Source organism: Stagnimonas sp. FW305-C-60 (assembly GCF_058782965.1).
Window position 1 is genome coordinate 118,384 of sequence record NZ_JBYSYF010000003.1, and the last position, 22,771, is coordinate 141,154.

Annotated in this window: 13 protein-coding genes; 5 read left to right on the top strand and 8 right to left on the bottom strand. The window is 68.7% G+C overall.

The window, feature by feature from the left end:
- Positions 1 to 52 precede the first annotated feature (52 nt).
- The 5 genes from AC3WT6_RS12545 to AC3WT6_RS12565 form a co-directional block, all read right to left on the bottom strand.
- The gene (locus tag AC3WT6_RS12545) at positions 53 to 8,239 is read right to left on the bottom strand and encodes an SDR family NAD(P)-dependent oxidoreductase (protein ID WP_492653940.1); all 8,187 of its coding nucleotides are present in this window, start codon (positions 8,237 to 8,239) and stop codon (positions 53 to 55) included.
- Positions 8,240 to 8,275: 36 nt separating this feature from the next.
- Positions 8,276 to 9,091: a sulfatase-like hydrolase/transferase gene (locus AC3WT6_RS12550; RefSeq protein WP_492653941.1), complete on the bottom strand. Its 816-nt coding sequence runs from the start codon at positions 9,089 to 9,091 to the stop codon at positions 8,276 to 8,278.
- 390 nt (positions 9,092 to 9,481) lie between these two features.
- On the bottom strand, positions 9,482 to 11,002 hold the full coding sequence (locus AC3WT6_RS12555) for a SpoVR family protein (RefSeq protein ID WP_492654021.1): 1,521 nt from the start codon (positions 11,000 to 11,002) through the stop codon (positions 9,482 to 9,484).
- A 68-nt stretch (positions 11,003 to 11,070) separates the two neighbouring features.
- Complete coding sequence (locus AC3WT6_RS12560; protein WP_492653942.1) at positions 11,071 to 12,312, bottom strand: YeaH/YhbH family protein; 1,242 nt, start codon at positions 12,310 to 12,312, stop codon at positions 11,071 to 11,073.
- 10 nt (positions 12,313 to 12,322) lie between these two features.
- The gene (locus AC3WT6_RS12565; RefSeq protein WP_492653943.1) at positions 12,323 to 14,245 is read right to left on the bottom strand and encodes a PrkA family serine protein kinase; all 1,923 of its coding nucleotides are present in this window, start codon (positions 14,243 to 14,245) and stop codon (positions 12,323 to 12,325) included.
- 620 nt (positions 14,246 to 14,865) lie between these two features.
- Here AC3WT6_RS12565 and AC3WT6_RS12570 point away from each other — a divergent pair.
- The 5 genes from AC3WT6_RS12570 (at position 14,866) to AC3WT6_RS12590 (ending at position 19,969) form a co-directional block, all read left to right on the top strand.
- Positions 14,866 to 16,080, top strand: coding sequence for an acetylornithine/succinyldiaminopimelate transaminase (locus AC3WT6_RS12570; RefSeq protein ID WP_492653944.1), 1,215 nt, complete (start codon positions 14,866 to 14,868; stop codon positions 16,078 to 16,080).
- A 147-nt stretch (positions 16,081 to 16,227) separates the two neighbouring features.
- The gene (locus AC3WT6_RS12575) at positions 16,228 to 16,524 is read left to right on the top strand and encodes a hypothetical protein (RefSeq protein WP_492653945.1); all 297 of its coding nucleotides are present in this window, start codon (positions 16,228 to 16,230) and stop codon (positions 16,522 to 16,524) included.
- Positions 16,525 to 16,603: 79 nt separating this feature from the next.
- Positions 16,604 to 17,947 carry a hypothetical protein gene (locus tag AC3WT6_RS12580; RefSeq protein WP_492653946.1) on the top strand — a complete coding sequence of 448 codons (1,344 nt, stop codon included), beginning with the start codon at positions 16,604 to 16,606 and terminating at the stop codon, positions 17,945 to 17,947.
- Positions 17,948 to 17,957: 10 nt separating this feature from the next.
- Positions 17,958 to 18,872, top strand: coding sequence for a metal ABC transporter substrate-binding protein (locus AC3WT6_RS12585; RefSeq protein ID WP_492653947.1), 915 nt, complete (start codon positions 17,958 to 17,960; stop codon positions 18,870 to 18,872).
- A gap of 275 nt (positions 18,873 to 19,147) precedes the next feature.
- A complete protein-coding gene (locus AC3WT6_RS12590; RefSeq protein WP_492653948.1) occupies positions 19,148 to 19,969 on the top strand; it encodes a metal ABC transporter permease in 822 nt (273 codons plus the stop codon).
- On the opposite strand, the gene AC3WT6_RS12595 is transcribed toward AC3WT6_RS12590, so the two are convergent.
- Genes AC3WT6_RS12595 through AC3WT6_RS12605 form a run of 3 tightly spaced genes read right to left on the bottom strand, consistent with a single transcriptional unit; the run spans position 19,928 to position 22,763 of the window.
- Positions 19,928 to 20,257, bottom strand: coding sequence for a YnfA family protein (locus AC3WT6_RS12595; protein WP_492653949.1), 330 nt, complete (start codon positions 20,255 to 20,257; stop codon positions 19,928 to 19,930). The two genes, AC3WT6_RS12590 and AC3WT6_RS12595, sit on opposite strands and share 42 nt — an antisense overlap.
- Positions 20,257 to 21,015 (bottom strand): general secretion pathway protein GspB, encoded by a 759-nt coding sequence (locus AC3WT6_RS12600; protein ID WP_492653950.1) that lies wholly within the window; start codon positions 21,013 to 21,015, stop codon positions 20,257 to 20,259. Before AC3WT6_RS12600 ends, AC3WT6_RS12595 begins: the two co-directional genes overlap by 1 nt.
- Positions 21,012 to 22,763, bottom strand: coding sequence for an ExeA family protein (locus AC3WT6_RS12605; RefSeq protein WP_492653951.1), 1,752 nt, complete (start codon positions 22,761 to 22,763; stop codon positions 21,012 to 21,014). The genes AC3WT6_RS12600 and AC3WT6_RS12605 overlap by 4 nt, the downstream gene beginning before the upstream one ends.
- Positions 22,764 to 22,771 lie beyond the last annotated feature (8 nt).

Genomic DNA, 22,771 nt, shown 5'->3' on the forward strand with positions numbered 1-22,771 from the left:
CGCGCCATTCGGCCGGTTGCTTCCCGCGCATCGGTCCGCAGCAGCGCCGCGCTCATTGCAGCTCTCCGCTAGCCCGCGTGGACCGGCTCCGCACGCCGCCGTCCTCGGGCTGCCAGACGATGTCTTCCGCCAGCGCCGCCAGCATGGCCTGCCCCAGGCCGCGTTGCAGGCGCGCGACCCGCACCGGCTGGCGCTCTCCGGCGTCGCGCAGACTGCTGGCGTCCAGCAGCGGTGCAGTCAGAGCCGTGCCGCCAGGCCGCAGCAGGGCGCCGACGCGGATCAGCAGCTCGCGGCTGCCGGCATCCAGCAGTTCCAGGCTCACCGCCTGCACACCCGGTTCCGAGTGGCTGGCGGCACGCGCGCGCAGCAGCACCGCCTGGCCGGGCTGTGGCGCGCGCAGCAGTCGGGCGTCGCCCAGCTCCGCCAGCGTCCACTGCGGCCAGGCGGCGCAGACGAACTGCGCCAGCAGTTCCAGCGCGCTGGCCAGCGGCGGCAGGCCGGGTTGGGCGGGGAAGGGCAGTTGCAGGCTCACCTGGCCGCCTTCGCCCAGCGCCGGCGTGCCAGGCAGCAGCGGCCAGCGCGTGGCCGTGTTGATGCTATGGCCGGCCGGGTCCAGCTCCGGCGGCAGCGCATCCAGACCCCAGGTGCCGCGGCCGGCGACCACTTCCACCGCGTCGTGCGCGCCATGGCGCAGCTCGTCGAGGAAGTAGCGCCGGCCCTCGGTGAGCGGGATTGGTTCCATGCCGCGCGCGCGCAGCTGCGCCTTCACCGCCTCGCTGGCCATGCCGGCATCCCAGGGCCCCCAGTTGAAGGCGATCACCCGGGTTGTTGGCCAGTGCCGGTGCAGCTGCCAGGCCAGACGGTTGAGGCTCTCGTTGGCGGCGGCGTAGTCGCCCTGGCCGAGGTTGCCGTAGCGGCCGGCCACCGAGGTGAAGAAGGCCAGGAGTTTCAGGCTCTCCGGCCGCAGCTTGTCGCGCAGGGTGTAGGCCGGGGCGAGCTTGGTGCCGAGCACGCGGGCGAAGGAGTCGGCGCTCTTGTCGGCCAGGCGTTTGTCCTCGATCACGCCGGCGGCGTGCAGCACCGCGTCGATGCGGCCGTGCTGCGTGTACAGGCGTTCGATCAGCGCGCCGAAGGTGGCTTCGTCGCGGGCGTCGCAGGCGCAGTACTCCAGCGTCGCGCCGGTGGCGGCGAGGCGGGCGAGATTGGCGCGAATCTCGCGCTCGGTGAGCAGCTTCTGCAGCACGCGCTCGATGTCGGTCGGGCGGGGCTGCTCGCCACGCGCGAGCGCGCTGCGCAGCAGATGGGCTTTGAGCGCCGCCGGCTCGGCGTGTGGCGCCAGCTCGGGCGCTTCCGGCTCCGGCAGCGGGCTGCGGCCGACCAGCACCAGGCGCATGCCCGGCCTTGCCATTTCCTCCAGCAGTTCGGCGGTGATGCCGCGTGCGCCGCCGGTGGCGAGCACCAGCCAGTCCGCGCCCGGCTCTAGTCGCGGCGTCGCGGTCGCGCCCAGTGGCGCGCTCAGGGTGGCGCCGCGCACGCGGGTCTCGCCGAGATAGCCGGCCTCGGGATCGCGGTTGTCGGCGAACAGCTCGGCGACCAGGCGCTCGGCGATGTAGGCGTCGCTCTGCTCGCCGAAGTCCACCGCGCGCAGCACCGCCTGCGGAAACTCGTAGCGCAGGCAGTTGAGCAGGCCATTGCCGGCACCGGCCACCGCGTGCGCCAGGCCGGCGCGGTCGCGGCCGAAGCTGCCGCCCAGGCGGCTGGCCACCAGCACCCGTGCGGCAGCTAGATCGCCGTCGGCCTCCTGCAGGCTGTGGAACAGGTGCAGCACCTGCTGTTCGGCGGCCTCGGCCGATAGACCGGTTTTGCCGGCGGTCAGACCGTGCAGATGGATCAGCGCCCGCAGCGGGCCATGGCTCTGGCGCGCGGCGGCGATGGCGGCGCGCAGGGTGGCCGGCTCCAGGCTGTCGATGGTGACCGCGTGCAGGCCGCGCGCGGCGAGGCGGTCGCGCAGGCCATTGGCGAGCGCGCCGCTACCCAGGATCAGGGCGAGCCCTACCAGGGCGACGCTGCGCTCGTCCAGCGGCGCCGGACGCGAGCGGATCAGATAGCGCGGCAGCGGCTGCCCGCCCGTGGACGCGGAGCTGGTGCCAGCGGGAGCCTCGCTGCTGGCCGGCTTCGTCTGGGCGGTTGGGCCGGTGGCCGTGGTCGCCGCCGGTAGTGCTGCCAGAATCGCGCGCAGCGACTTGGCCTTGCTGAGTTTCTCCATCGGCAGGCCGGCGGCACCCGTGTGGACCTTGCGGAAGGCGCCGAGGATTTCCACCCGCTTGATCGAGTCGATGCCGAGATCGGCTTCGAGATCGGCGTCCAGACCGAGCATCTCGGTGGGGTAGCCGGTGCGCTCGGCGACCAGCGCCAGCAGCAATGCCTGGGCATCGACGCTGGTCGAGGCCTCCGACGCGGCGACCGTGGTCGGTGCTGGCTCGCTCGCGGTCGCCGCCGGAGCTTTCGCCGGCAGGGCCGCGAGTATGGTCTTGAGCGTCTTCGCCTTGCTGAGTTTTTCCATCGGCAGGCTGGCAGCACCCGCATGCGCCTTGCGGAAGGCGCCGAGGATTTCCACCCGCTTGATCGAGTCGATGCCGAGGTCGGCTTCGAGATCGGCGTCCAGGCCGAGCATCTCGGTGGGGTAGCCGGTGCGCTCGGCCACCAGCGTAAGCAGCAAGGCCTGCGCATCCACCACCGGCGCCGGCGGTGCCACTGAGCTCGCCGCGCTTGATGTGGGAGCGGGCGCGCCCGTCGTCGCCGGCAGCACCGCCAGAATCGCGCGCAGCGACTTGGCCTTGCTGAGCTTCTCCATCGGCAGCGCTGCGGCACCCGCGTGGGCCTTGCGGAAGGCGCCGAGAACTTCCACCCGCTTGATCGAGTCGATGCCGAGGTCGGCTTCGAGATCGGCGTCCAGGCCGAGCATCTCGGTGGGATAGCCAGTGCGCTCAGCGACCAGCGAGAGCAGCAGGGCTTGCGCGTCCACCACACTCACCGCGTCCGTTGTCGGAGCGGGCTTGCCCGCGACCGCCGCGGGCCTGGCTTCGGCTACTGGCGGTAGTGGCTGGATGAGGGTGGTTACAGGCAAGCCGGCTCCTGCCGGCGGCGCCGGCAGCATCGCGTCGGGCGGCGCCCCGGCGCCGAGCGCCTGCTGCATCACCCGCTCCTGCAAGCTCAGGAACTGGCGCATGGTCTGCTGGTAGGCAAGCAAGGCCTCGCTGCTCAGCGCGCCATTCGCGGCCGGCAGCGTGGCGCTGACTGGCGTGGTGGCGGCCGGCGAGGCAGATGCGGGAGCGAGCGCCGGCAGCGCCGCGCGCGCCGCCTCGCGGCTGGCGAGCGTCAGTGCCGGCTGGGCGCCGGTGCGGATCACCGGATCGTTGATCGGCCGCGCGCAGCCGCCGCTGACCATCCAGAGATGCGCCGGGCTGGGCAGCGGCTGCGCCAGTGCGGCGAGCTGCGCGCCGCTCAGCGCCTTGAGGCCGCGGCCGCTGTAGAGCGCGCTGGGCCGCCAGTCGGCACCGGCGACGAAGACCTCTGCCAGGCCCAGCAGCAGGCCGCGCAGGCCGCCGCCATTGCCGTCCAGCGACAGCGCCTGGGCGTCGGCGCGACCGGCGAGGGTCTGGCGCGCCATGTTGGCGCAGATGCCGCGCGGCCCCAGCTCGACGAACAGCTGGCAGCCGGCCGCCTGCATGGCCTCGATCTCGGCGACGAACTCGACGCTGGACAAGAGGTGCGCGTCCAGCTGCTCCTGCATCGCTGCCGGTTCCGCAGGGTAGGGCCGCGCACTGCTGTTGGAGTACACCGGAAACCGTGGGGCGCGGAACGGCGTGGCGCGGATCGCCGCCGCCAGCGCGGTCTTCGCCGGCGCCACCAGCGCGGTGTGGAAGGCGCCGGACACCGCCAGCGGCATGGCCCGCAGGCCCTGCTCGTTGAGCGCGGCGACGGCGGCCTCCAGCGCCGCCTTCGGTCCGGAGATCACGCACTGCTCGGGCGCGTTGTGATTGGCCACCACCACGCCGGGGAAGTCGGCGAGCCGGGCGCTGACCTGCTCGCGCCTTGCCTGTACCGCCGCCATGCCGCCGGGCGTGCCGGCGCTGGCGGCGGCGGCCATCGCCGCGCCGCGCGCGGCCGACAGGTGCAGAAAATCTTCCGGTGCGATCACCCCGGCCGCCATCAGCGCGCTGTACTCGCCGTAGCTGTGGCCGGCACTGGCGACCGCGCGCAGGCCCAGACGCTCGGCCAGGCGCAGATAGCCCAGCGACAGCGCGCCGATAGCGGGCTGCGCGACGCGGGTATCGGTGAGCGCGCGGCCCTGCGCGGTCTCGCTGGCCTCGTCGTAGGCGGCGGGCGGCATCATCAGGGCGGCGAGGCCCTGCGGCAGCTCGCGCTGCAAGGCACGCTCGGCGAATTCCAGCGCTTGCCGCACTTCCTCGAAGTACAGCGCCGCCTCGCGGCCCATGTTGAGCTGCTGCGCGCCTTGACCCGGAAACAGGAAGGCGATGGCCGGCGCGCTGGCCGGTGTCGCCAGTTGCAGGCGCAGGCTGTTGGGCAGCGGCTTGCCGTCTTTCAGATGCGCCAGCACCAGGCCGAGATCGCGGGCCAGCGCCGCGCGGTCGGCGGCGACGATGGCCAGCGACACCGGCAGCCGGCCACGCGCCTCGGCCTGCAGGGCCAGGCTCAGCGCCAGCTCGGCCATGGGCACCCGGCTGTCGGCGCCGAGCTGCGCTTGCAGGCTGCTCAGCTCGCCGGCGAGGGCGGCGGCATCGCGGGCGCGAAACAGGAATAGCTCCGTAGGCCAGCGGCTGGCGCCGGCGGCGCCGGTGCTGCGCGGGTGTTCTTCCAGCACCACATGGAAATTGGTGCCGCCAAAGCCGAAGGCCGAGGCGGCGCCCCGGCGCGGATGCGCGGGCGTGGCCAGCCAGGGTCGCGGCTCCTTGAGTAGATAGACCGGCGCCGCCGCGTCGGCGAGCGGCGCGATGGGTTGTTCGACGCCATAGTGCGGCGGCAGGCTGCGGTGGTAGAGCGACAGCGCCACCTTGACCAGGCCGGCGGTGCCGGCGGCGGCCTTGGTGTGGCCGAGCAGGGTCTTCACCGAGCCCAGCGCGACGCTCTTCGGCGTCGCACCGCTGCGCTTCAGGGCATTGCAGATGGTCTGCGCTTCGGCGAGATCGCCGACTGCGGTGCCGGTGCCATGCGCTTCCACCAGGCCCAGCGTCGCCGGCGTGAAGCCGGCCTTGGCGTAGGCGCGGTCGAGCGCGCGCACCTGGCCCTCGCTGCGCGGCGCGGTCAGGCCCAGGGCCTTGCCGTCACTGGAACCGGCGACCGCCTTGATGACCGCGTAGATGCGGTCGCCGTCGCGCTCGGCGTCGGCCAGGCGCTTGAGCGCCACCATCGCCACGCCCTCGGAGATCACGATGCCGTCGGCCGCCTGGTCGAAAGCGCGGGCCTTGCCGCTGGCCGACAGCGCCGAGGTCTTGGCGAAGGCGGTAAAGGCGTAGGCCGACTGGGTGGTGTCGAAGCCGCCGGCCAGCACCAGCGAGCTGCTGCCGCTTTCCAGCTCCTGCACCGCCATGGCGATGGCGGCCAGCGAGGAGGCGCAGGCGGCATCGACCGTGCAGTTGATGCCGCCGAAGTCCAGGCGGTTGGCGATGCGCCCGGCGGCGACGTTGAGCAGGGTGCCGGCGAAGGATTCCTCGGTCCATTCCGGCAGCCGGTCCCAGGCTTCCGGCGTCAGGCTTTCGACGTAGCGCGGCAGCTCGGCGCGCAGCGCGTACTGCGCGCCGAGATCGCCGGAGCCGCCGCTGGCGCCAAGCACGATGGAAGTGGTCTCGCGGTCGAAGCCGCCCTGGCCGAGTCCGGCGTCGGCGAGCGCGCGGCTGGCCGCTTCCAGACTCAGGATCTGCGCCGGGTCGATCGACTTCATCGACTTCGGTGGGATGCCGAAGCGGGTCGGGTCGAAGCGGATCTCGTCGAGGAAGCCGCCCCAGCGCGAGTAGATCTTGTCGCGCGCCTTGGGGTTTTCGTCGAAGTACAGGCGCCAGTCCCAGCGCGACTCCGGCACCTCGCGGATCACGCTCTTCTGGTCGAGCAGATTGCGCCAGTACTGCTCGGCGTCGTCGGCACCCGGCAATACCAGACCGATGCCGACGATGGCGATGTCGCAGGGCTGCGGTTTGGGCCGCGCCGCGCGCGCCGGGATGGCGGCGGCGAGCCTCTGCTGGGATTCGCCAGAGACCGCTTCGTGCAGCTCGGCGATGCTCAAGCTGCGATCACGCAGGGTCGCCACCTGGCCGATCATGTACATGCCCTCGCGCTGCTGGACCTCGGCGGTCACCGGCGCCAGCTCGCCGTCGCGGTCGCGGTCCAGGCCCTTGGAGGCGATGCGCAGACGGCCGAGGTTCAATTCTTCCAGCGCGTCGCGTACTTCCTCGACGCTCTTACCCTCGCGCAGCAGGCGGCGGCGGCAGTCCTGGAAGTCGCGGGCGAAGTCGGTGGCGACGCAGCGCGTCGCATGGCCGGGGCCGGACTCCAGGTTGACCGTGCGCGCGCAGCGCAGTGCCTGCTCCTGAAAGCCCGGCACCACCGCGCCACTGGCGACGATCTCCTCGGTGAACAGATAGGCGGTGCCCATCAGCACGCCGATCTGCATGCCGCGCGCCACCAGCGGCGCCGCCATCGCCGCCACCATCGACGAGGACAGCGCGTCGTGGATGCCGCCGGCGAACAGCAGTTGGACGTCCTTCTCGGCGCCGGCGGGGACTTCCGCCAGCAGCACTTCGATCATCTGGCCCCAGAGCGCGAAGCTGGACAGCGGCCCGACATGGCCGCCGCATTCGCGGCCTTCGAACACGAAGCGGCGCGCGCCCTGTTCCAGGTAGAGCTTGAGCAGCGCCGGCGCCGGCGCGTGGATGTAGGTGGCGATGCCGCGCGACTCGAATTCCGCCGCCTGGTCGGGGCGGCCGCCGGCGATCAGCGCAAACGGCGGCGGGCAGTCCCAGATCGCCGCGCACTGCTCCTGGCGCAGTGCCTCGGGGATGAAGCCGAGCAGGCCCACGCCCCAGGGACGGCCCTTGGCCTGCTCGCGGGTGGCTTGCAGCAGGCTGCCGAGCGGAGCGCCACGCATCAGGGCGAGGGCGAGAAACGGCAAGGCGCCGCCTTCGGCCACGGCGGCGGCGAAGCCGGGGTGGTCGGAGACGCGGGTCATCGGACCCTGGGCGATGGGGTAGCGGCAGCCATGCGCGAGCGCCAGCGGCCCGCCCTCGGCGAGCGCGCCCTGGCCAGCGGCCTGCTCGATCTGGCGCAGGCTGGCGCGCTGCACGGCGGCGATCAGCGCCGCCAGGCTGCCGTGGAGCGCGGCCGCCGTGGCGGCCAGGCCGATGCCCTGGCCCAGCGGCAACAGCTGGCGCTGGCTGTCCTGCCAGCCGGCGAGGCCGGCGATCGCCTGCGTCCCCTCGGGCAGGGCCTCCGCCTCCAGCTGGCGTTGCAGATCCTCGGCGGCCTTGGCCGCCGGTGAGGCCGGGCGCGCGTAGGCGCGAAAGGGCTGGCCGGCGAGCTCGCCGTACAGGCGGCATTCGGCACCGTTGAGGCGCGTCAGCTCGGTCTTGAGCGCGGCCGGCAGCGGGCTTTCCGGCAGCAGCAGCGCGAGATCGTCGAGCACCGCGCCGGCTGCGCCGGCGACGCGGCAGGCGGCGGCGCTGTGTTCGCCGATGCCGCCCAGCGCGTAGATGGGCAGGTCGGTCTTGCCGTGCAGCTTTTGCAGCAGCAGGAAGCTGCCGTCCTCGCCGACCCAGCCGCCGGCCTCGTGGCCGCGGGCGATCAGGCCGTCGAGTCCGGCGGGCAGTTCGGCGAGCTGCTCGGCGCTGCTGATCTCGGCCAAGAGGCGCAGACCGGCACGGCTGGCGATGCCCGGCGACAGCGCATTCAGTGCCGGCGCGCCGCCGCAGACGATCAGGCTCAGCGCCCGGCCGCCGACGCGGGCGAGCAGTTCCGGCAGCACCTCTTTCTGCGCCAGGCCCAGTCGCAGGCCGAAGCGACCGTCGAGCTGCTCCAGCAGCCGCTCCAGCGCGGGCAGGCAGTCCGCTGCCGGCGTGTCGGCGAGATCCAGCACCCCCAGGGCACCGGCGCGGCTGGCCGCGACTGCTAGGTCTGGCGCGCCCAATCCGGCGGGCGAATACACCAGAATCTCGAAGCTGTTGCTCATGGTTCTGCTCCCTGCTGAGCGGGTACTACCGCAGCGCTAGCGCTTGCGTCCTTCCAGAAACGGCACTTCCATCACCTTCTCGTGGACGATCGGTCCATGGCCGAAGTAGCCGCCCTCGCCAAAGCACTCGCCGTGGTCGGCGGTGATGATGAAATGGGTGCCCACCGGCGCCTTCTCGATCAGGCCTTCGAGCACGGTGTCGACATGCTCGACGGTGCGCACCTGCTGGCTGTGCAGCTCGCGCATCTGCTCGTCGTCGAAGAAGCGATCACTGGTCTCGCGGCCCAGCTCGTCGTCCATGCGCTTGAACACCCCGTGCACGCCGGAGATGTGCGGCAGGCTCTTGGGGTCGAGCATGTAGGGGTAGTGGGTCTCGCCCAGGTTGAGGAAGTAGAAGCTGGGCTCGTCGGCGTCGAACTCGATCTCGCGGATCATCCCGGCGAAGTCGTTGTGGTCGGCCATCAGCTTGTAGTCGTCGAAGTGACGGTTCAGGTGCGAGAGTGGATTCAGCACCGGCAGCGAGACCTTGGCGCAGGTGCGGTAGCCCTGCTGCTGCAGCACATAGGGCAGTGAGAGCTGCGGCACGAAGCTCTTGAACGACAGATCCTCGATGCCGAGGCGGTCCACCCACTGGGCGAATTCCTTCTTGTAGACCTCGCTGGCGAACACGCCTCTGGGGCTTTTGTGCGGCACCATGCCCATCAGATAGGTGTAGTGCGAGGGCGAGGTCCAGGAGGCGTAGGAATAGCGCTGCTCGCCGAGCCCGATGTGGTCCATGTTCGGGCGCTTGGCGCGGGCGTAGCTGTCGTAGCGACAGCTGTCCATGACGATGAAAACCAGGTTGTTGCTCATTCAGGCTCAGCAGTGGTCCGGTGCGGCTGTCAGGATTTGCGCGCAAACGCGCACAACGCGAAGTTTTTCCGGCGGGTACCGGAATCGGCTTGCAGCTACTGGCAGACGAAACGTCTGCCTTGCTTGTGTACGCAGCGAACGCGGCTGCGGCGAATCTCCTCCAAACTTTCGCTTTAAGCCCCGATATGGCTCGGGATGTTTGGTATGTCCGTATATACCCTCTTTAAGCCCTTGTTTGGAATAGTTTTTGATGAACTGTCTGTCATGTCCAAGACGGTTTCAGAGCTGAAACAACTGCCCGTTTTCTTGATGTAAGTGGCGTTCGCCGGTGGCGCCGGCGGAATGGGTCGGCGGGGCGCAGTTTCCTTCCCGGAGCAGACTCCCGAAGTCTCAGCCGACGCTCAGCACTTCACCCACCGGGCGATCCTGTTCGTCTACGGTTTCCAGCCGCACGGTGAAGCCCCAGAGCCGGCCCAGGTGCTTCAACACCTCGCTGGCCTCGCCATTGAGCGGCCGGCCGCGGTGCTGGCGGTGACGCAGGGTCAGCGAGCGATCGCCGCGCCGCTCGTAGTGCTGCACTTGGATGTCGGGAATCTGGTTGTCGCGGTTGTATTGCGCGGCGAGCACGCGGCGCAGGCGCCGGTAGCCGTCTTCGTTGTGGATGCTGTCGATGCGCAGCTCCGGCTCGCCGGCGTGGTCGGCCACCGCGAACAGATGGAACTCACGCATCAGCTTGGGCGACAGGAACTGGCCGATGAAGGATTCGTCCTTGTAGTTGCGCATCGCGAAGTCGAGCACCTGGCGCCAGTCACCGCCGGCGATGTCCGGAAACCAGTGGCGGTCCTCATCGCTGGGGCTTTCGCAGATGCGGCGCAGGTCGCTCATCATCCCGTAGCCCAGGGCATAGGGATTGATGCCGCCGTAGCCGGGCTGGTCGTAGCCGCGCTGGGTGATGACATTGGTATGCGAGGCCAGCACCTCGAGCATGAAGCCGGCGTCGACCTGGCCGTGATCGAACAGGCGGTTGAGCAGGGTGTAGTGCCAGAACGTCGCCCAGCCCTCGTTCATTACCTTGGTCTGGCCCTGCGGGTAGAAGTACTGCGCCAGCTTGCGGGTGATGCGCACCAGTTCGCGTTGCCAGGGCTCCAGCTTGGGCGCGTGCTTCTCGACGAAGTACAGCAGGTTCTCCTGCGGCTCCTCGGGGAAGGGGCGCTCGCCCTGACGGCGTTCGGAGGCGCTCTTGCGCGGCACCGTGCGCCAGATCTCGTCGTACTGGCGCCAGGCATGGGCCTCGCGTTCGCGCTGGCGGTCGCATTCCTCGGCGACCGAGAGCGGTGTCGGCCGGCGGTAGCGGTCGACGCCATGGCTCATCAGCGCGTGACAGGAGTCGATGGTCTCCTCCACCGCCGCGTGGCCGTGGCGCTCCTCGCAGTCGAGCACGTACTTACGGGCAAACACCATGTAGTCGATGATCGCGTCGGCATTGGTCCATTGCCGGAACAGGTAGTTGCCCTTGAAGAAGGAGTTGTGGCCGTAGCAGGCATGGGCGATCACCAGCGCCTGCATCGGCAGGCTGTTCTCCTCCATCAGGTAGGAGATGCAGGGGTTGGAGTTGATGACGATCTCGTAGGCCAGGCCGCGCGCGCCCTTGCGATAGAGGTGCTCGTTGCGGATGAACTCCTTGCCATAGCTCCAGTGCGGGTAGCTGATCGGCAGGCCGACCGAGGCGTAGGCGTCGAGCATCTGCTCGCTGGCGATCACCTCGATCTGGTTGGGGTAGGTGTCGAGCCCGAACTCGTTGGCGGCGATGGCGTGGATGGCCTCGTCATAGCGGCCCAGCAGTTCGAAAGTCCACTCGCTGCCGGTGGAAATCAATCCTCCGCCGGTCACCGGGCCGGCGAGCGGCCGCAGCTCGCCGGATGCACCGCCCGCTGGCGCCGGCGCTGGCGAGGCCGGGGTATCTGTCACCAGGATGGCGCTCATGCCTTCGCCTCTTTACGGAACAAGTCGCGCAAGACCGGGTAGACCTCGCCGCGCTCGGTGACCGAGCGGGTGGCGAAGTGCGGGCTGTCGATGCGCGAGTAGGCATGCATCAGCGGGCTCAGACGCTCCGGGTTGTCCGGGGTTTCGAGATAGGCGAAGTAGCGCAGCTGCGGCAGCAGTTGCTCGGCCAGCAGGGCGCGGCTCTTCTCCGGATCGGCGCCGAAGGCGTCGCCGTCCGAGACCTGCGCGCCATAGATGTTCCACTGCCCGGCCGGAAAGCGTTCGGCGATGATCTCCTGCATCAGCTTGAGTGCCGACAGCACCACCGTGCCACCCGACTGCGGGTCGTGGAAGAAGGCGTCCTCGTCGACTTCCTGGGCGTCGTCGGTGTGGCGGATGAACACCAGCTGCACCCGCTCGTACTTGCGGGTCAGGAACAGGTACAGCAGGGTGAAGAAGCGCTTGGCGAGATCTTTCTTCTCCTCGGTCATCGAGGCCGAGACATCCATCAGGCAGAACATCACCGCGCGCGAAATCGGTTGCGGCACCCGCACCCGGTGGCGGTAGCGCAGATCCATGTCGTCGAGGAAGGGAATCTTGCGCAGGCGTTGCTCCAGAGCCTCGCGCTCGGCCTCCAGCTTCGGGCTGGCGCCTTCGTCGGCGACTTGCTGTTCGACTCGGTTCAGCTCGCGGCGGATCGGGCTGCCGAGCGCGATCCGCCGCGCCATGGCGGTACGCAGCGAGCGCAGCACGGCGAGATTGGCGGGCACGCCGCTGGGCGTATAGCCGGCCCGCTGCCATTTGTGGTCGCGCACCTCGCCGAGGAAGTTGCGCACCAGATGCGGCAGTTCCAGGTCGTCGAAGAACAGGCTGAGAAACTCCTCGCGCGAGAGCGCGAACGTGAAGCTGTCGCGGCCGTCGCCGCCTTCGCCAGCCTCACCGCCGCCACCGCCCTGGCCGCCGGAGGGACGGGGCAGGCGATCGCCGGGCTGGAAGCTGCGGTTGCCGGGATGCACCGATTCGTGGTCGCCACCCGGACCGTGCCCGAAGCTGGGTTCGGAGATGTCCTTGACCGGAATGCTGACTGTGCCGCCCTGGTCCATGTCGGTGATCGAGCGCTCTCCGACCATGTCGGTGACCGCCTTCTTCAGTTGCTCCTTGTAGCGGCGCAGAAAGCGCGCGCGGTTGCTGGCGCTCTTGTTGCGGTCGTTGAGGCGGCGGTCGATGACGATGGACATGGCGAGTCGGTCACGCCGACTTCCGAACCCGCAGATACCACTCGGAGAGCAGGCGGACCTGCTTCTCGGTGTAGCCCTTCTCGACCATGCGGCTGACGAAGTTTTCGTGCTTCTTCTTGTCGTTCTCCGAGGCCTTGGCGTTGAAGCTGATCACCGGCAGCAGCTCCTCGGTGGAGGAGAACATCTTCTTCTCGATCACCTCGCGCAGCTTCTCGTAGCTGGTCCACTTCGGGTTCTTGCCGCCGTGCTGGGCGCGGGCGCGTAAAACGAAGTTGACGATCTCGTTGCGGAAGTCCTTGGGATTGGCGATGCCGGCCGGCTTCTCGATCTTCTCCAGATCGGCATTGAGCGCCACGCGGTCGAAGGACTCGCCGGTCTCGGGGTCGCGGTAGTCCTCGTTCTGGATCCAGTAGTCGGCGAAGGTGACGTAGCGGTCGAAGATGTTCTGGCCGTACTCGGAATAGCTTTCCAGATAGGCGGTCTGGATCTCCTTGCCGATGAACTCGGCATAGCGCGGTGCCAGCCAGCCCTTGATGAAATCCAGATAGCGGCGCTGCTGATCCTCGGGCAATTGCTCGCGCAGGATGCGCTGCTCCAGCACGTACATCAGATGCACCGGGTTGGCCGCGACCTCGGTCTGGTCGTAGTTGAACACCGAGGACAACACCTTGTAGGCGAAGCGGGTGGAAGTGCCGGTCATGCCCTCGTCGATGCCGGCGTAGTCGCGGTATTCCTGATACGACTTGGCCGAGGGATCGGTGTCCTTCAGGGTTTCGCCGTCATAGACCCGCATCTTGGCGAAGATGCTGCTGTTCTCCGGCTCCTTGAGCCGGGTCAGCACCGAGAACTGCGCCATCATTTCCAGCGTGCCGGGCGCGCAGGGTGCGGCGGCCAGCGAGCTGTTCTTGAGCAGCTTGCGATAGATATTGACCTCTTCCGACACCTGCAGGCAGTAGGGCACCTTGACGATGTAGACGCGGTCGAGGAAGGCCTCGTTGTGCTTGTTGTTGCGGAAGGCCTGCCACTCGCTCTCGTTGGAGTGCGCCAGGATCAGGCCGTTGAAGGGTATCGCGCTGAAGCCCTCGGTGCCCTTGAAGTTGCCCTCCTGGGTGGCGGTCAGCAGCGGGTGCAGCATCTTGATCGGCGCCTTGAACATCTCGACGAACTCGAGCAGGCCCTGGTTGGCCAGGCAGAGGCCGCCGGAATAGCTGTAGGCATCGGGATCGTCCTGCGAATAGGCCTCCAGCTTGCGGATGTCGACCTTGCCGACCAAGCTGGAGATGTCCTGGTTGTTCTCGTCGCCCGGCTCGGTCTTGGCGATGGCGACCTGCTTTAAAACCGAGGGCTGGATGCGTACCACCCGAAACTGCCCGAGGTCGCCATCGAACTCGGCCAGGCGCTTGATCGCCCAGGGGCTGGCGATGCCGGTGAGATAGCGACGCGGGATGCCGTACTCGCCCTCCAGCATCGCGGCGTCACGCTCGGGGTTGAACAAGCCCAGCGGCGACTCGTTGATCGGCGAACCTTTCAGCGCATAGATCGGATGCGCCTCCATCAAGGACTTCAGCCGCTCGGCGATGGAAGACTTGCCGCCGCCGACCGGACCGAGCAGATAGAGGATCTGCTTGCGTTCTTCGAGGCCCTGGGCGGCGTGCTTGAAGAAGGCCACCACCTGGGCGATGACATCCTCCATGCCGTAGAACTCGCGGAACGCCGGGTAACGACGGATCACCCGGTTGGAGAAGATCCGCGACAGCCGTGGATCGTTGCGGGTATCGACTACTTCCGGCTCGCCGATGGCGGCGAGCATGCGCTCGGCGGGCGAGGCATAGGCCATGGGGTTGGTCTTGCACAGCTCCAGATACTCGGGCAGTGACAGTTCCTCGTCGCGAGCCCGTTGATATTGCTGCCGGAAGGAATCAAACAGTTTCATGGCCAAGCTCCTTGCAGATTCCGTGGTAATGCGGCCACGGTTATGCCGGTAGACCGCGTCGCGGTCGAAATTGCGTCAAGCCGTTCGGGTACGGGCGACAGGTGGGCGTAATCGGGCGCTAGGCGCTTTAGCGTCGGCGATTGCTGCCTTTGCCTGCATGGTCTCCTCCGTGAAAAAGGAAAGTCCCGAGCTGTTGGAATTAAGCCTTGCAAGAATCGGGCGCAAGTGCGCACTCCGGCCAGACCAGCGGAGGTGGCCGACCGTCGGCGCGGCGAGGCTGCTCGGGAGGCTGACGCTGGGCAGCCGGGCTGCCTGAGTGCTGCTTTTCGAGCGAGTCGAAAAAGGCGAGCGTCGGGCTTACGGCGCCGGGCTCACGCCGGCTGGCGGCTGCATTTTTGTCATGGCGCGCCCTAACTCGGGCGATCGCCGGTGGCGTCCCGCTCCCTGGTCTTGGCCCTGGGTCTGCTTGGGTATAATTTGCGCCCTGAACCTGACGGCCCTTGGGCTGCTTTTTCTTGAAGGCCGGGCGGTAAGTTCAGGCCGGGCCGGCGGAGCCGGCAGCCACCGTGGTTCATCAGGCCCGCGAGCCGCTCGCGGGTTTTTGCGTTCTGGAGTCGCCCATGCAAGTCAGCCGTCAGACCTTCAACGAGGTCATGGTCCCCAATTACCAGCCTGCCGAGATCATTCCGGTGCGCGGTGAGGCTTCGCGACTCTGGGATCAGCAGGGCCGCGAGTACATCGACCTGGCGGGCGGTATCGCCGTCACTGTGCTGGGTCATGCCCATCCGGCGATGATCAAGGCTCTTCAAGAGCAGGCCGGCAAGCTCTGGCATCTGTCCAACGTGATGACCAACGAGCCGGCGCTGCGTCTGGCCAAGAAGCTCACCGAGGCGACCTTCGCCGAGCGGGTGTTCTTCTGCAATTCCGGCGCCGAGGCCAACGAGGCGGCGTTCAAGCTGGCGCGCCGCTATGGCAACAACATCGGCCCGCACAAGAACAAGATCATTTCGTTCTTCAACGGCTTTCACGGTCGCACGCTGTTCACCGTGAGCGTCGGCGGCCAGGCCAAGTACACCCAGGGCTTCGAGCCGATCCCGGGCGGCATCCGCCACCTGCCGTTCAACGATCTCAAGGCGCTGGAAGCGGCGATGAGCGACGAGGTCTGCGCCATCGTGCTCGAGCCGGTGCAGGGCGAGGGTGGCATCCTGCCGGCCAGCAAGGAATTCATCGAGGGTGCCCGCGCGCTGGCGACCAAGTACAACGCGCTGCTGATCTTCGACGAAGTGCAGTCCGGCAATGGCCGCAGCGGTCAGCTTTACGCCTACCAGCACTACGGCGTGACGCCGGACGTGCTGACCACCGCCAAGGGCCTGGGCGGCGGCATTCCGATCGGCGCCATGCTGACCACCGCCAAGATCGCCGAGACCCTGGCCTTCGGCACCCACGGCAGCACCTATGGCGGCAACCCGCTGGCCTGCGCGGTCGCCGAGGCGGTGTTCGACGTCATCAATACCCCGGCGATCCGCGCCAACGTCGCCGCCCGCGGCGCCCAGTTGCGTGAGGGCCTGCTTGCCATCGGCCAGCGCTACGGCGTGTTCGAGGGCGTGCGTGGCTTGGGCCTGTTGCTGGGCGCGCCGGTGACCGCGGCCTGGAAGGGCAAGGCCAAGGAGATCGTCAACGCCGGCCTCAAGCACGGCGTCTGGACCCTGGTTGCCGGCCCCGATGTGCTGCGTCTGGCCCCGGCGCTGAATATCACCGAAGCCGAGGTGGCCGAAGGGCTGAAGCGACTCGATGCCGCCTGCGCGGAGCTGAGCGCGCCGGCCAAGGTGGCCTGAACTCCGACGGAGGCCGCGCCGCGCGCGGCCTCCGCAGGTATTGAGCGGGGGCGAGCGGTGCCTTGAACGGCCCCGACGGGAACTTGCCGGCGTGCACGGGGTCTGCCGGACTCTCGCGCTCCGCTATTTGGCGGATGCGCGTATAGAATGACCCCGTCCATGCGCGTCTCCGCCTTCCACAGCGTCCTGCTGGTTCTGGTACTGACTTTCGGTCAGTGGCTGAACCTGGCCCATGCCAGCAAGCATGAGCCGCTGTCGGGCAGCGAGCGGACTTGCGAGTACTGCGTCCACGCCCAGGGTCTAGGCGCGGGTCTGGCGGACTTGCCGCGGCTCAGTGCGCCCAGCTTGTTGCACGAGGCGCCACGGGCGCCGATTCATCGTTCGGTCAGCGTCGCCGCGCCGGCCCACTATCCGATTCGCGGCCCTCCTCTCTCCCTGGTCTGATCCCGCGTTCCGGCATGCCTTGCGCCTGCCGGTTTTCGTCGTTGCCTGCAACGACCGATCTGGATTTGGAAGAGAACCCATGCATTTCAAGAAGACCCTGATGGCGTCGGGCCTGGCCCTGACGCTGGCGCTGCCCGTGGTGGCCAGCGCTGCTACTGACCCCCGTGACCTCGAAATCGAGCAACTCAAGCAGCGCCTGCAGGCGCTGGAAGCGATCGTGCAGAAGCTCAGCGCCGCCGCGCCGACGGCAGTGCCACCGCCCAGCTTGCCGGCACCGCCGCCGCTGGCCGCCGCGCCGCCCCCGGCGAACGGCAATGCCTTCAACCCCAAGATCAGCCTGATACTCGACGGCAGCGCCGCTCGCTACAGCAGTGACGCGACTAGCGAGATTCCCGGCTTTCTGCTTGGCGAGGAGACCGGCCCCAGGCCCGAGGGCCTCTCGCTCGGCGAGTCGGAGCTGGCTATCGAGGCCAATATCGACCAGAGCTTCCACGGCTGGACCACGCTGGCGCTGTCGCCGGAAGGCGGTGTCGGCGTCGAGGAGGCCTATATCAACACCCTGGCGCTGCCCTATGGCCTGGGGCTGAAGTTCGGCCGCTTCTTCTCCGACATCGGCTACCAGAATCACCAGCACGCGCATGCCTGGGAGTTCGCCGACGCGCCCCTGGTGTACAGCGCCATGCTCGGCAACCAGCTGGGCGACGACGGCGTGCAGCTGCGCTGGCTGGCGCCCACCGATCTGTTCCTGGAGTTCGGCGCCGAGGCCCTGCGCGGCGCCGGCTTTCCGGCCGGAGGAGCTGATCGCCCAAGCATCAAGGCCTACACCGGCTTCGTGCACTTGGGTGGCGATGTCGGCAGCGGTGGCTCCTGGCGGCTGGGGCTCTCGCATCTGGAGGCCGATGCCGACGACCGTCGTACCGGCGAAGACCTGGAGACCAGCTTCACCGGCAAGAGTCGTCTCAGCATTCTCGATGCCGTCTACAAGTGGGCGCCGGACGGCAACCCGGCGGCGACCAATTTCGTCGCGCAGGCCGAGTACTTCTACCGCCACGAGAACGGCGTACTGGTCTACGACCCGGAAGGCAGCGCCGACTTCAGCAGCTACCGCGGCAGCCAGCGCGGCTTCTACGTGCAGGGCGTCTACCAGTTCATGCCGCGCTGGCGTGTGGGCGCGCGCTACGACCGCCTGAGTGCCAGCAACCGGCTCGATAACCCGCTGGCCGGCACCGCCCTGGAGCAGCTTGCCAACGGCGGCGACACTCCGCAGCGCTACAGCCTGATGACCGATTTCTCCAACAGCGAATTCAGCCGCTTCCGCCTGCAGTTCAACCGCGACGAATCACGCCCCGAGGGCGAAACCGACAACCAGGTTCTCGTCCAGTACATCTTCAGCCTGGGTGCACACCCGGCGCATCAGTTCTAGGAGTGCCGCTATGAAACGCATGATGAAGAGTCTCGCGCTGCTGGCCGCGGCCGTAGCCGCCTTGCCGGCCCAGGCCGCCTTGAAAGTGTTTGCCTGCGAACCGGAATGGGCGGCCTTGGCGACCGAGCTGGGCGGTAGCGATGTCGAGGTCTACAGCGCCACCACCGCGCTGCAGGATGTGCACAAGATCCAGCCGCGCCCGAGCCTGATCGCCAAGTACCACCAAGCCGATCTCAGTGTCTGCACCGGTGCCGAGCTGGAGCTGGCCTGGCTGTCGCCGCTGGCCGAGAAGGGCAGCAACCCCAAGCTGCTGCCGGGCGCGGCGGGTGCCTTCGAAGCCAGCCGCTTCGTGCAGATGATGGATCTGCCCAGCCGGCTGGACCGCAGCGAGGGCGATGTGCATCCCTATGGCAATCCGCACATCCAGACCGCGCCCGACAACATCGCCGCGGTGGCCAAGGCGCTGGCGCTGAAGCTGGAACAGCTCGATGCCGCGCATGCCGCCGGCTATCAGCAGCGCTATGCCGCCTTCAGCAGCCGCTGGACCGCGGCGATGCAGCAATGGCAGGCGCGCGCCGCGCCGCTCAAGGGCGTGGCGGTGATCAGCGGCCATAAGAGCTGGTCCTACCTCTACCGCTGGCTGGGCATGCAGGAGCTGGCGACGCTGGAGCCCAAGCCCGGCATTCCGCCCAGCGCCGCGCATCTGGAGGAGGTGCTGGCGGGCCTGAAGACCAAGCCGGCGAAGATGGTGATCTACGCGGCCTACCAGGACCGTCGTCCGGCCGACTGGATGGCCGAGCATGCCGGCATCCCGGCGGTCGAGCTGCCGTTCTCGGTCGGTGGCGCGCCTGGCACCGACGATCTGTTCGGTCTGTTCGACGTGACCATCGCCCGCTTGCTGAAGGCCGCTGGAGCGGCGGCATGAACAGACCCGCCGCGTTAGCAGCGGCTGTGAATGACGCCAGCCGCCGACAGCACGCGCTGTCATCGAGTGACCGATTTACGGAGGCGGCATGAACAGACCCGCCGCGTTAGCAGCGGCTGTGAATGACGCCGGCCGCCGACAGCACGCGCTGTCATCAAGTGACCGATTTACGGAGGCGGCATGAACAGACCCGCCGCGTTAGCAGCGGCTGTGAATGACGCCGGCCGCCGACGGCAGGAACGGTCCTCGAGTTCCCGGTTCACGGAGGCGGCCCAATGAGCCTGTCCGACTTTGCCTTCAACTGGTCGCTGCTGGGCCCGCCTTTACTGGCGGGCCTTCTGGTGGTTTCGACGCACGTGCTGCTCGGCCGCAAGGTGCTGGAGCGCGGCATCATCTTCATCGACCTCACCATCGCCCAGGTGGCGGCACTCGGCGTGATCGCCGTCGGTGCGCTGGGCTGGGCGCCGGACGAGGGCAGCGACTGGCGCACCCAGGCCGCCGCCGGCGTCGCCGCATTGCTGGCGGCGGCGCTGTTGACCTGGACCGAGCGGCATTTCCGCAAGGTGCAGGAGGCGCTGATCGGCAGCCTCTACGTGCTCACCGCCAGCGTCGCCATCCTGGTGCTGGCCGGCAATCCGCACGGCGCCGAGCATCTGCAGGAGTTGCTGACCGGACAGATTCTCTGGGTGGGCTACCACGCGCTGATTCCGGTCGCCGTGCTGTATGCCGGCATCCTCGCCGCCTGGTTGCTGTGGGCGCGCACACGGCCGGCGCTGTTCTATTTCCTGTTCGCGCTCACCGTCACCGCCTCGGTGCAACTGGTGGGCGTGTATCTGGTGTTCGCCTCGCTGATCCTGCCGGCGCTGGCGAGCTTCGGCTTGGGCGAGAAGCGCGGCCTGCTGCTGGGATATGGCGTCGGTGCCGCCGGCTACTTCCTGGGGCTGTGGCTGTCGGTGCCCTACGATCTGCCGGCGGGGCCGTTCATCGTGGTGATGCTGGCCAGCCTGGCCTTGCTGGCGGCGCTGCTGCGGCGCTGTTGCCGGGCTGCTGAAAGCTCAGGTTCTCGGCGCGGTGCCGATGATCAGCATGCCCATTAGGCAGAGCCCGATGCCGATCCAGTCGGTGCTCAAGGGGCGCACGCCGTCCACTGCCCACAGCCAGAGCAGCGCCACCGCGACATAGACGCCGCCATAGGCGGCGTATACCCGCCCGGCGGCCGTCGGATGCAGGCTCAGCAGCCAGACGAACAAGGCGAGGCTGGACGCCGCCGGCAGCAGCAGCCAGGCGCTACGGCCCTGGCGCAGCCACAGCCAGGGCAGGTAGCAACCGATGATCTCGGCCAGCGCCGTGAGCACGAACAGCCCGAGCGTGCGGGCCAGCTCCATCAGTGCGGCATTTCCTGCAGCACCCTGGTGCCGCGGTGCTCCAGCACCACGCCCTCGGGCACGATTTCGAGCACCTTGGGGCCTTCGACCAGGGTGTCGGTTTCGCGGTACTTCTTGCCGTTGATCAGCACGAAGCGGCGCAGCGGATTGGGGTCGTAGACATGCACCTGCACGCTCAGCGCCGGGAACTCGCTACGGAAGCTCGGCGGCATGTCCTTCAGCGGCATCGGCTCGGGGCTGCGTGCCGCCGGAGCCGGTGCCGGCTCGGCTGCTATCTCGGGGGTCTCGCCGCCTGGCGGAACGGGCTGTGGTTCGGTCTCCGGTTGAGGTGCCGGTCCGGAAGACTCGGGAGCGTCGTCGAGCACCTCGTCGAGCGTGGCGGCGTCCGCGCCCATGTCGGAGACCAGCGGTTCCGCCAGGCGCTCCGGATCCACCCGAAGGGCCGGCGCGGGCTCAAGGGTGGGCTCGGTCGGAGCCACGAGAGTCGGCGAGGGTGGCGTGGTGCTCGCGACTTCCGGCGCTGCGGGCGGCTGCGCGGGAGGCGTCTGGCCACGGCTGAGCAGCCACCAGGTCAGGCCCGCCACCAGAAACACCGCAGCCACCGTCAGCGCGGTGCGGATCATCAGCGCGGTTTCGTTCTGGCGCTGCGCGCGGCCCGGGCCCGGCGGCGGCCGGTTCAGCGCCTCGTCGATGGCCGGGGCCTGGCCGGCGTGTCGCTCGCGCTCGGATTTCTGCAGGGCGTCGAGGATGAAACTCATGGGCGTTTCCGGAGCTGGGGACTGCCCTGGCGGTCGGACAGTGCCTGCAGTGTGCGGGCTCCGGCGATGCCGTCGGGCCTTATGCCGTGGATGGTCTGGAAGCGCTGCACCGCCTCGCGCAGCTCGGCGTCCCAGCGGCTATCGAGCGGGTCGCCCACGCTGCGCTTGAGACGCTCGGCCAGACGCTGGCGCAACCACTGGATCGGCTCGCCGCGAATCTCCGGGCCGATGCTCATCTCGTCGGTCTCGCGCTTCCACAGCAGCAGGTACTCGCCGGTCCACAGCGGATCGAGCTCGCGCAGCGTAAAGCTGCTGCCGCCCTGTTCGCCGAGCAGCACGGCGCGTTCGTCGCCGAGTTCGCGCAGCAGCACATAGCGCAGCTCGCCATCCACCGACAGGGTCAGCACCGCCGGCGCATTCATCGCCATCAGATCGCTCCACTCGCCGTTGCCCTTGAGGCATTCCAGGCGGAAGCGGTGCAGGGCGCGGCAGACCTTCTCGTTGCCGGCGCGGAAGTCCTTGTCCCAGAGCCTTCCCAGTCTCGGCATCAGGCTGTTGAGCGGGGCGCTGGCGGCGTTGACGCGGTCGATCACGCTCCTCATCGCCGGCGGCGGTGTGGCGACCGGCGGAGGGACCGCAACCGGGGCCGCGGGTGCCGGCGAGAGGACGGTCGCGCTGGTGGCGGGTGGCAGGCTGGCCGCCGCCGGCGGCACGGTGGCTGGCTCTGGCACAGCGGGCACGTCGACCGTGGTTGAGCTGGCCTCGGTGGCTGGAGTCTCGGACTGCGGCGTCGAGGTCGTCGCCGGCCAGGGCCAGTGCTGACGCAGGAGCAGCGCCGCGACCACCAGACCGACGGCGGCCAGGCCGATTTCCACGCTGCGCAGCGTGGGCAGGGGAATGCGCGGCAGGCGGAAGTTGAACTGCGGACGCTGCGCGGTGATCGGCTTGCCCAGCGCCTCCTCGGCAGCCTTGTGGACGATCTCCGGGGTCACCTGTCGCAGACCCTGGGCGTAGGCGCCGAGCAGGGCGCGGTCGCAGATGATGTTGACCAGCCGCGGCACGCCGCCGGCGTGCTTGTGCACGGCTTTCATCGCCGCCGGAGTGAACAGGTCACGGGCGCCACCGGCGATCTGCAGACGGTGGGCGATGTACTCGCCGGTCTCCACCGCATCCAGCGGCGTCAGGTGATAGCGGGCAGTGATGCGCTGGGCGAGCTGACGCAGATCCTGGCGGGCCAGCAGCTCGGCCAGCTCCGGCTGGCCTATCAGCATGATCCGCAGCAGCTTTTCCTTGGTGGTTTCCAGATTGGTGAGCAGGCGCACCTGCTCCAGCACTTCCGGCGCCAGTTGCTGGGCCTCGTCGATGATCAGCACTGTGCGCCGGCCGTTGGCGTGCTGCTCCAGCAGATAGGCGTTGAGCGCATCCACCAGCGTCTTGAGGCTGGGCTGCTCGCCGTAGCGCACGCCCAGCTCGTCGCAGATGCTCTGCACGAACTCGCGCTCGGACTGGCGCGGGTTGTGGATCATCGCCACATCCACGTTCTGGAGCTTCTGCGCCAGCAGGGTGCGGATGATGGTGGTCTTGCCGGTGCCGACCTCGCCGGTCAGCTGCACGAAGCCGCCGTACTGGCCGGTGCCGTACAGCAGATGCCCTAGCGCCTCCTGGTGGCGCGGGCTCATGTAGAGGTACGCGGGGTCCGGGGCGATCGAGAACGGGACTTCCCGCAGGTTGAAGAAGCTGGTGTACACGGCAGGAG

Coding starts and splice junctions, on each gene's coding strand:
- AC3WT6_RS12545 (WP_492653940.1), bottom strand. CDS start 8,239: ATGAGCAACAGCTTCGAGATTCTGGTGTATTCGCCCGCCGGATTGGGC.
- AC3WT6_RS12550 (WP_492653941.1), bottom strand. CDS start 9,091: ATGAGCAACAACCTGGTTTTCATCGTCATGGACAGCTGTCGCTACGAC.
- AC3WT6_RS12560 (WP_492653942.1), bottom strand. CDS start 12,312: ATGTCCATCGTCATCGACCGCCGCCTCAACGACCGCAACAAGAGCGCC.
- AC3WT6_RS12565 (WP_492653943.1), bottom strand. CDS start 14,245: ATGAAACTGTTTGATTCCTTCCGGCAGCAATATCAACGGGCTCGCGAC.
- AC3WT6_RS12570 (WP_492653944.1), top strand. CDS start 14,866: ATGCAAGTCAGCCGTCAGACCTTCAACGAGGTCATGGTCCCCAATTAC.
- AC3WT6_RS12575 (WP_492653945.1), top strand. CDS start 16,228: ATGACCCCGTCCATGCGCGTCTCCGCCTTCCACAGCGTCCTGCTGGTT.
- AC3WT6_RS12580 (WP_492653946.1), top strand. CDS start 16,604: ATGCATTTCAAGAAGACCCTGATGGCGTCGGGCCTGGCCCTGACGCTG.
- AC3WT6_RS12585 (WP_492653947.1), top strand. CDS start 17,958: ATGAAACGCATGATGAAGAGTCTCGCGCTGCTGGCCGCGGCCGTAGCC.
- AC3WT6_RS12590 (WP_492653948.1), top strand. CDS start 19,148: ATGAGCCTGTCCGACTTTGCCTTCAACTGGTCGCTGCTGGGCCCGCCT.
- AC3WT6_RS12595 (WP_492653949.1), bottom strand. CDS start 20,257: ATGGAGCTGGCCCGCACGCTCGGGCTGTTCGTGCTCACGGCGCTGGCC.
- AC3WT6_RS12600 (WP_492653950.1), bottom strand. CDS start 21,015: ATGAGTTTCATCCTCGACGCCCTGCAGAAATCCGAGCGCGAGCGACAC.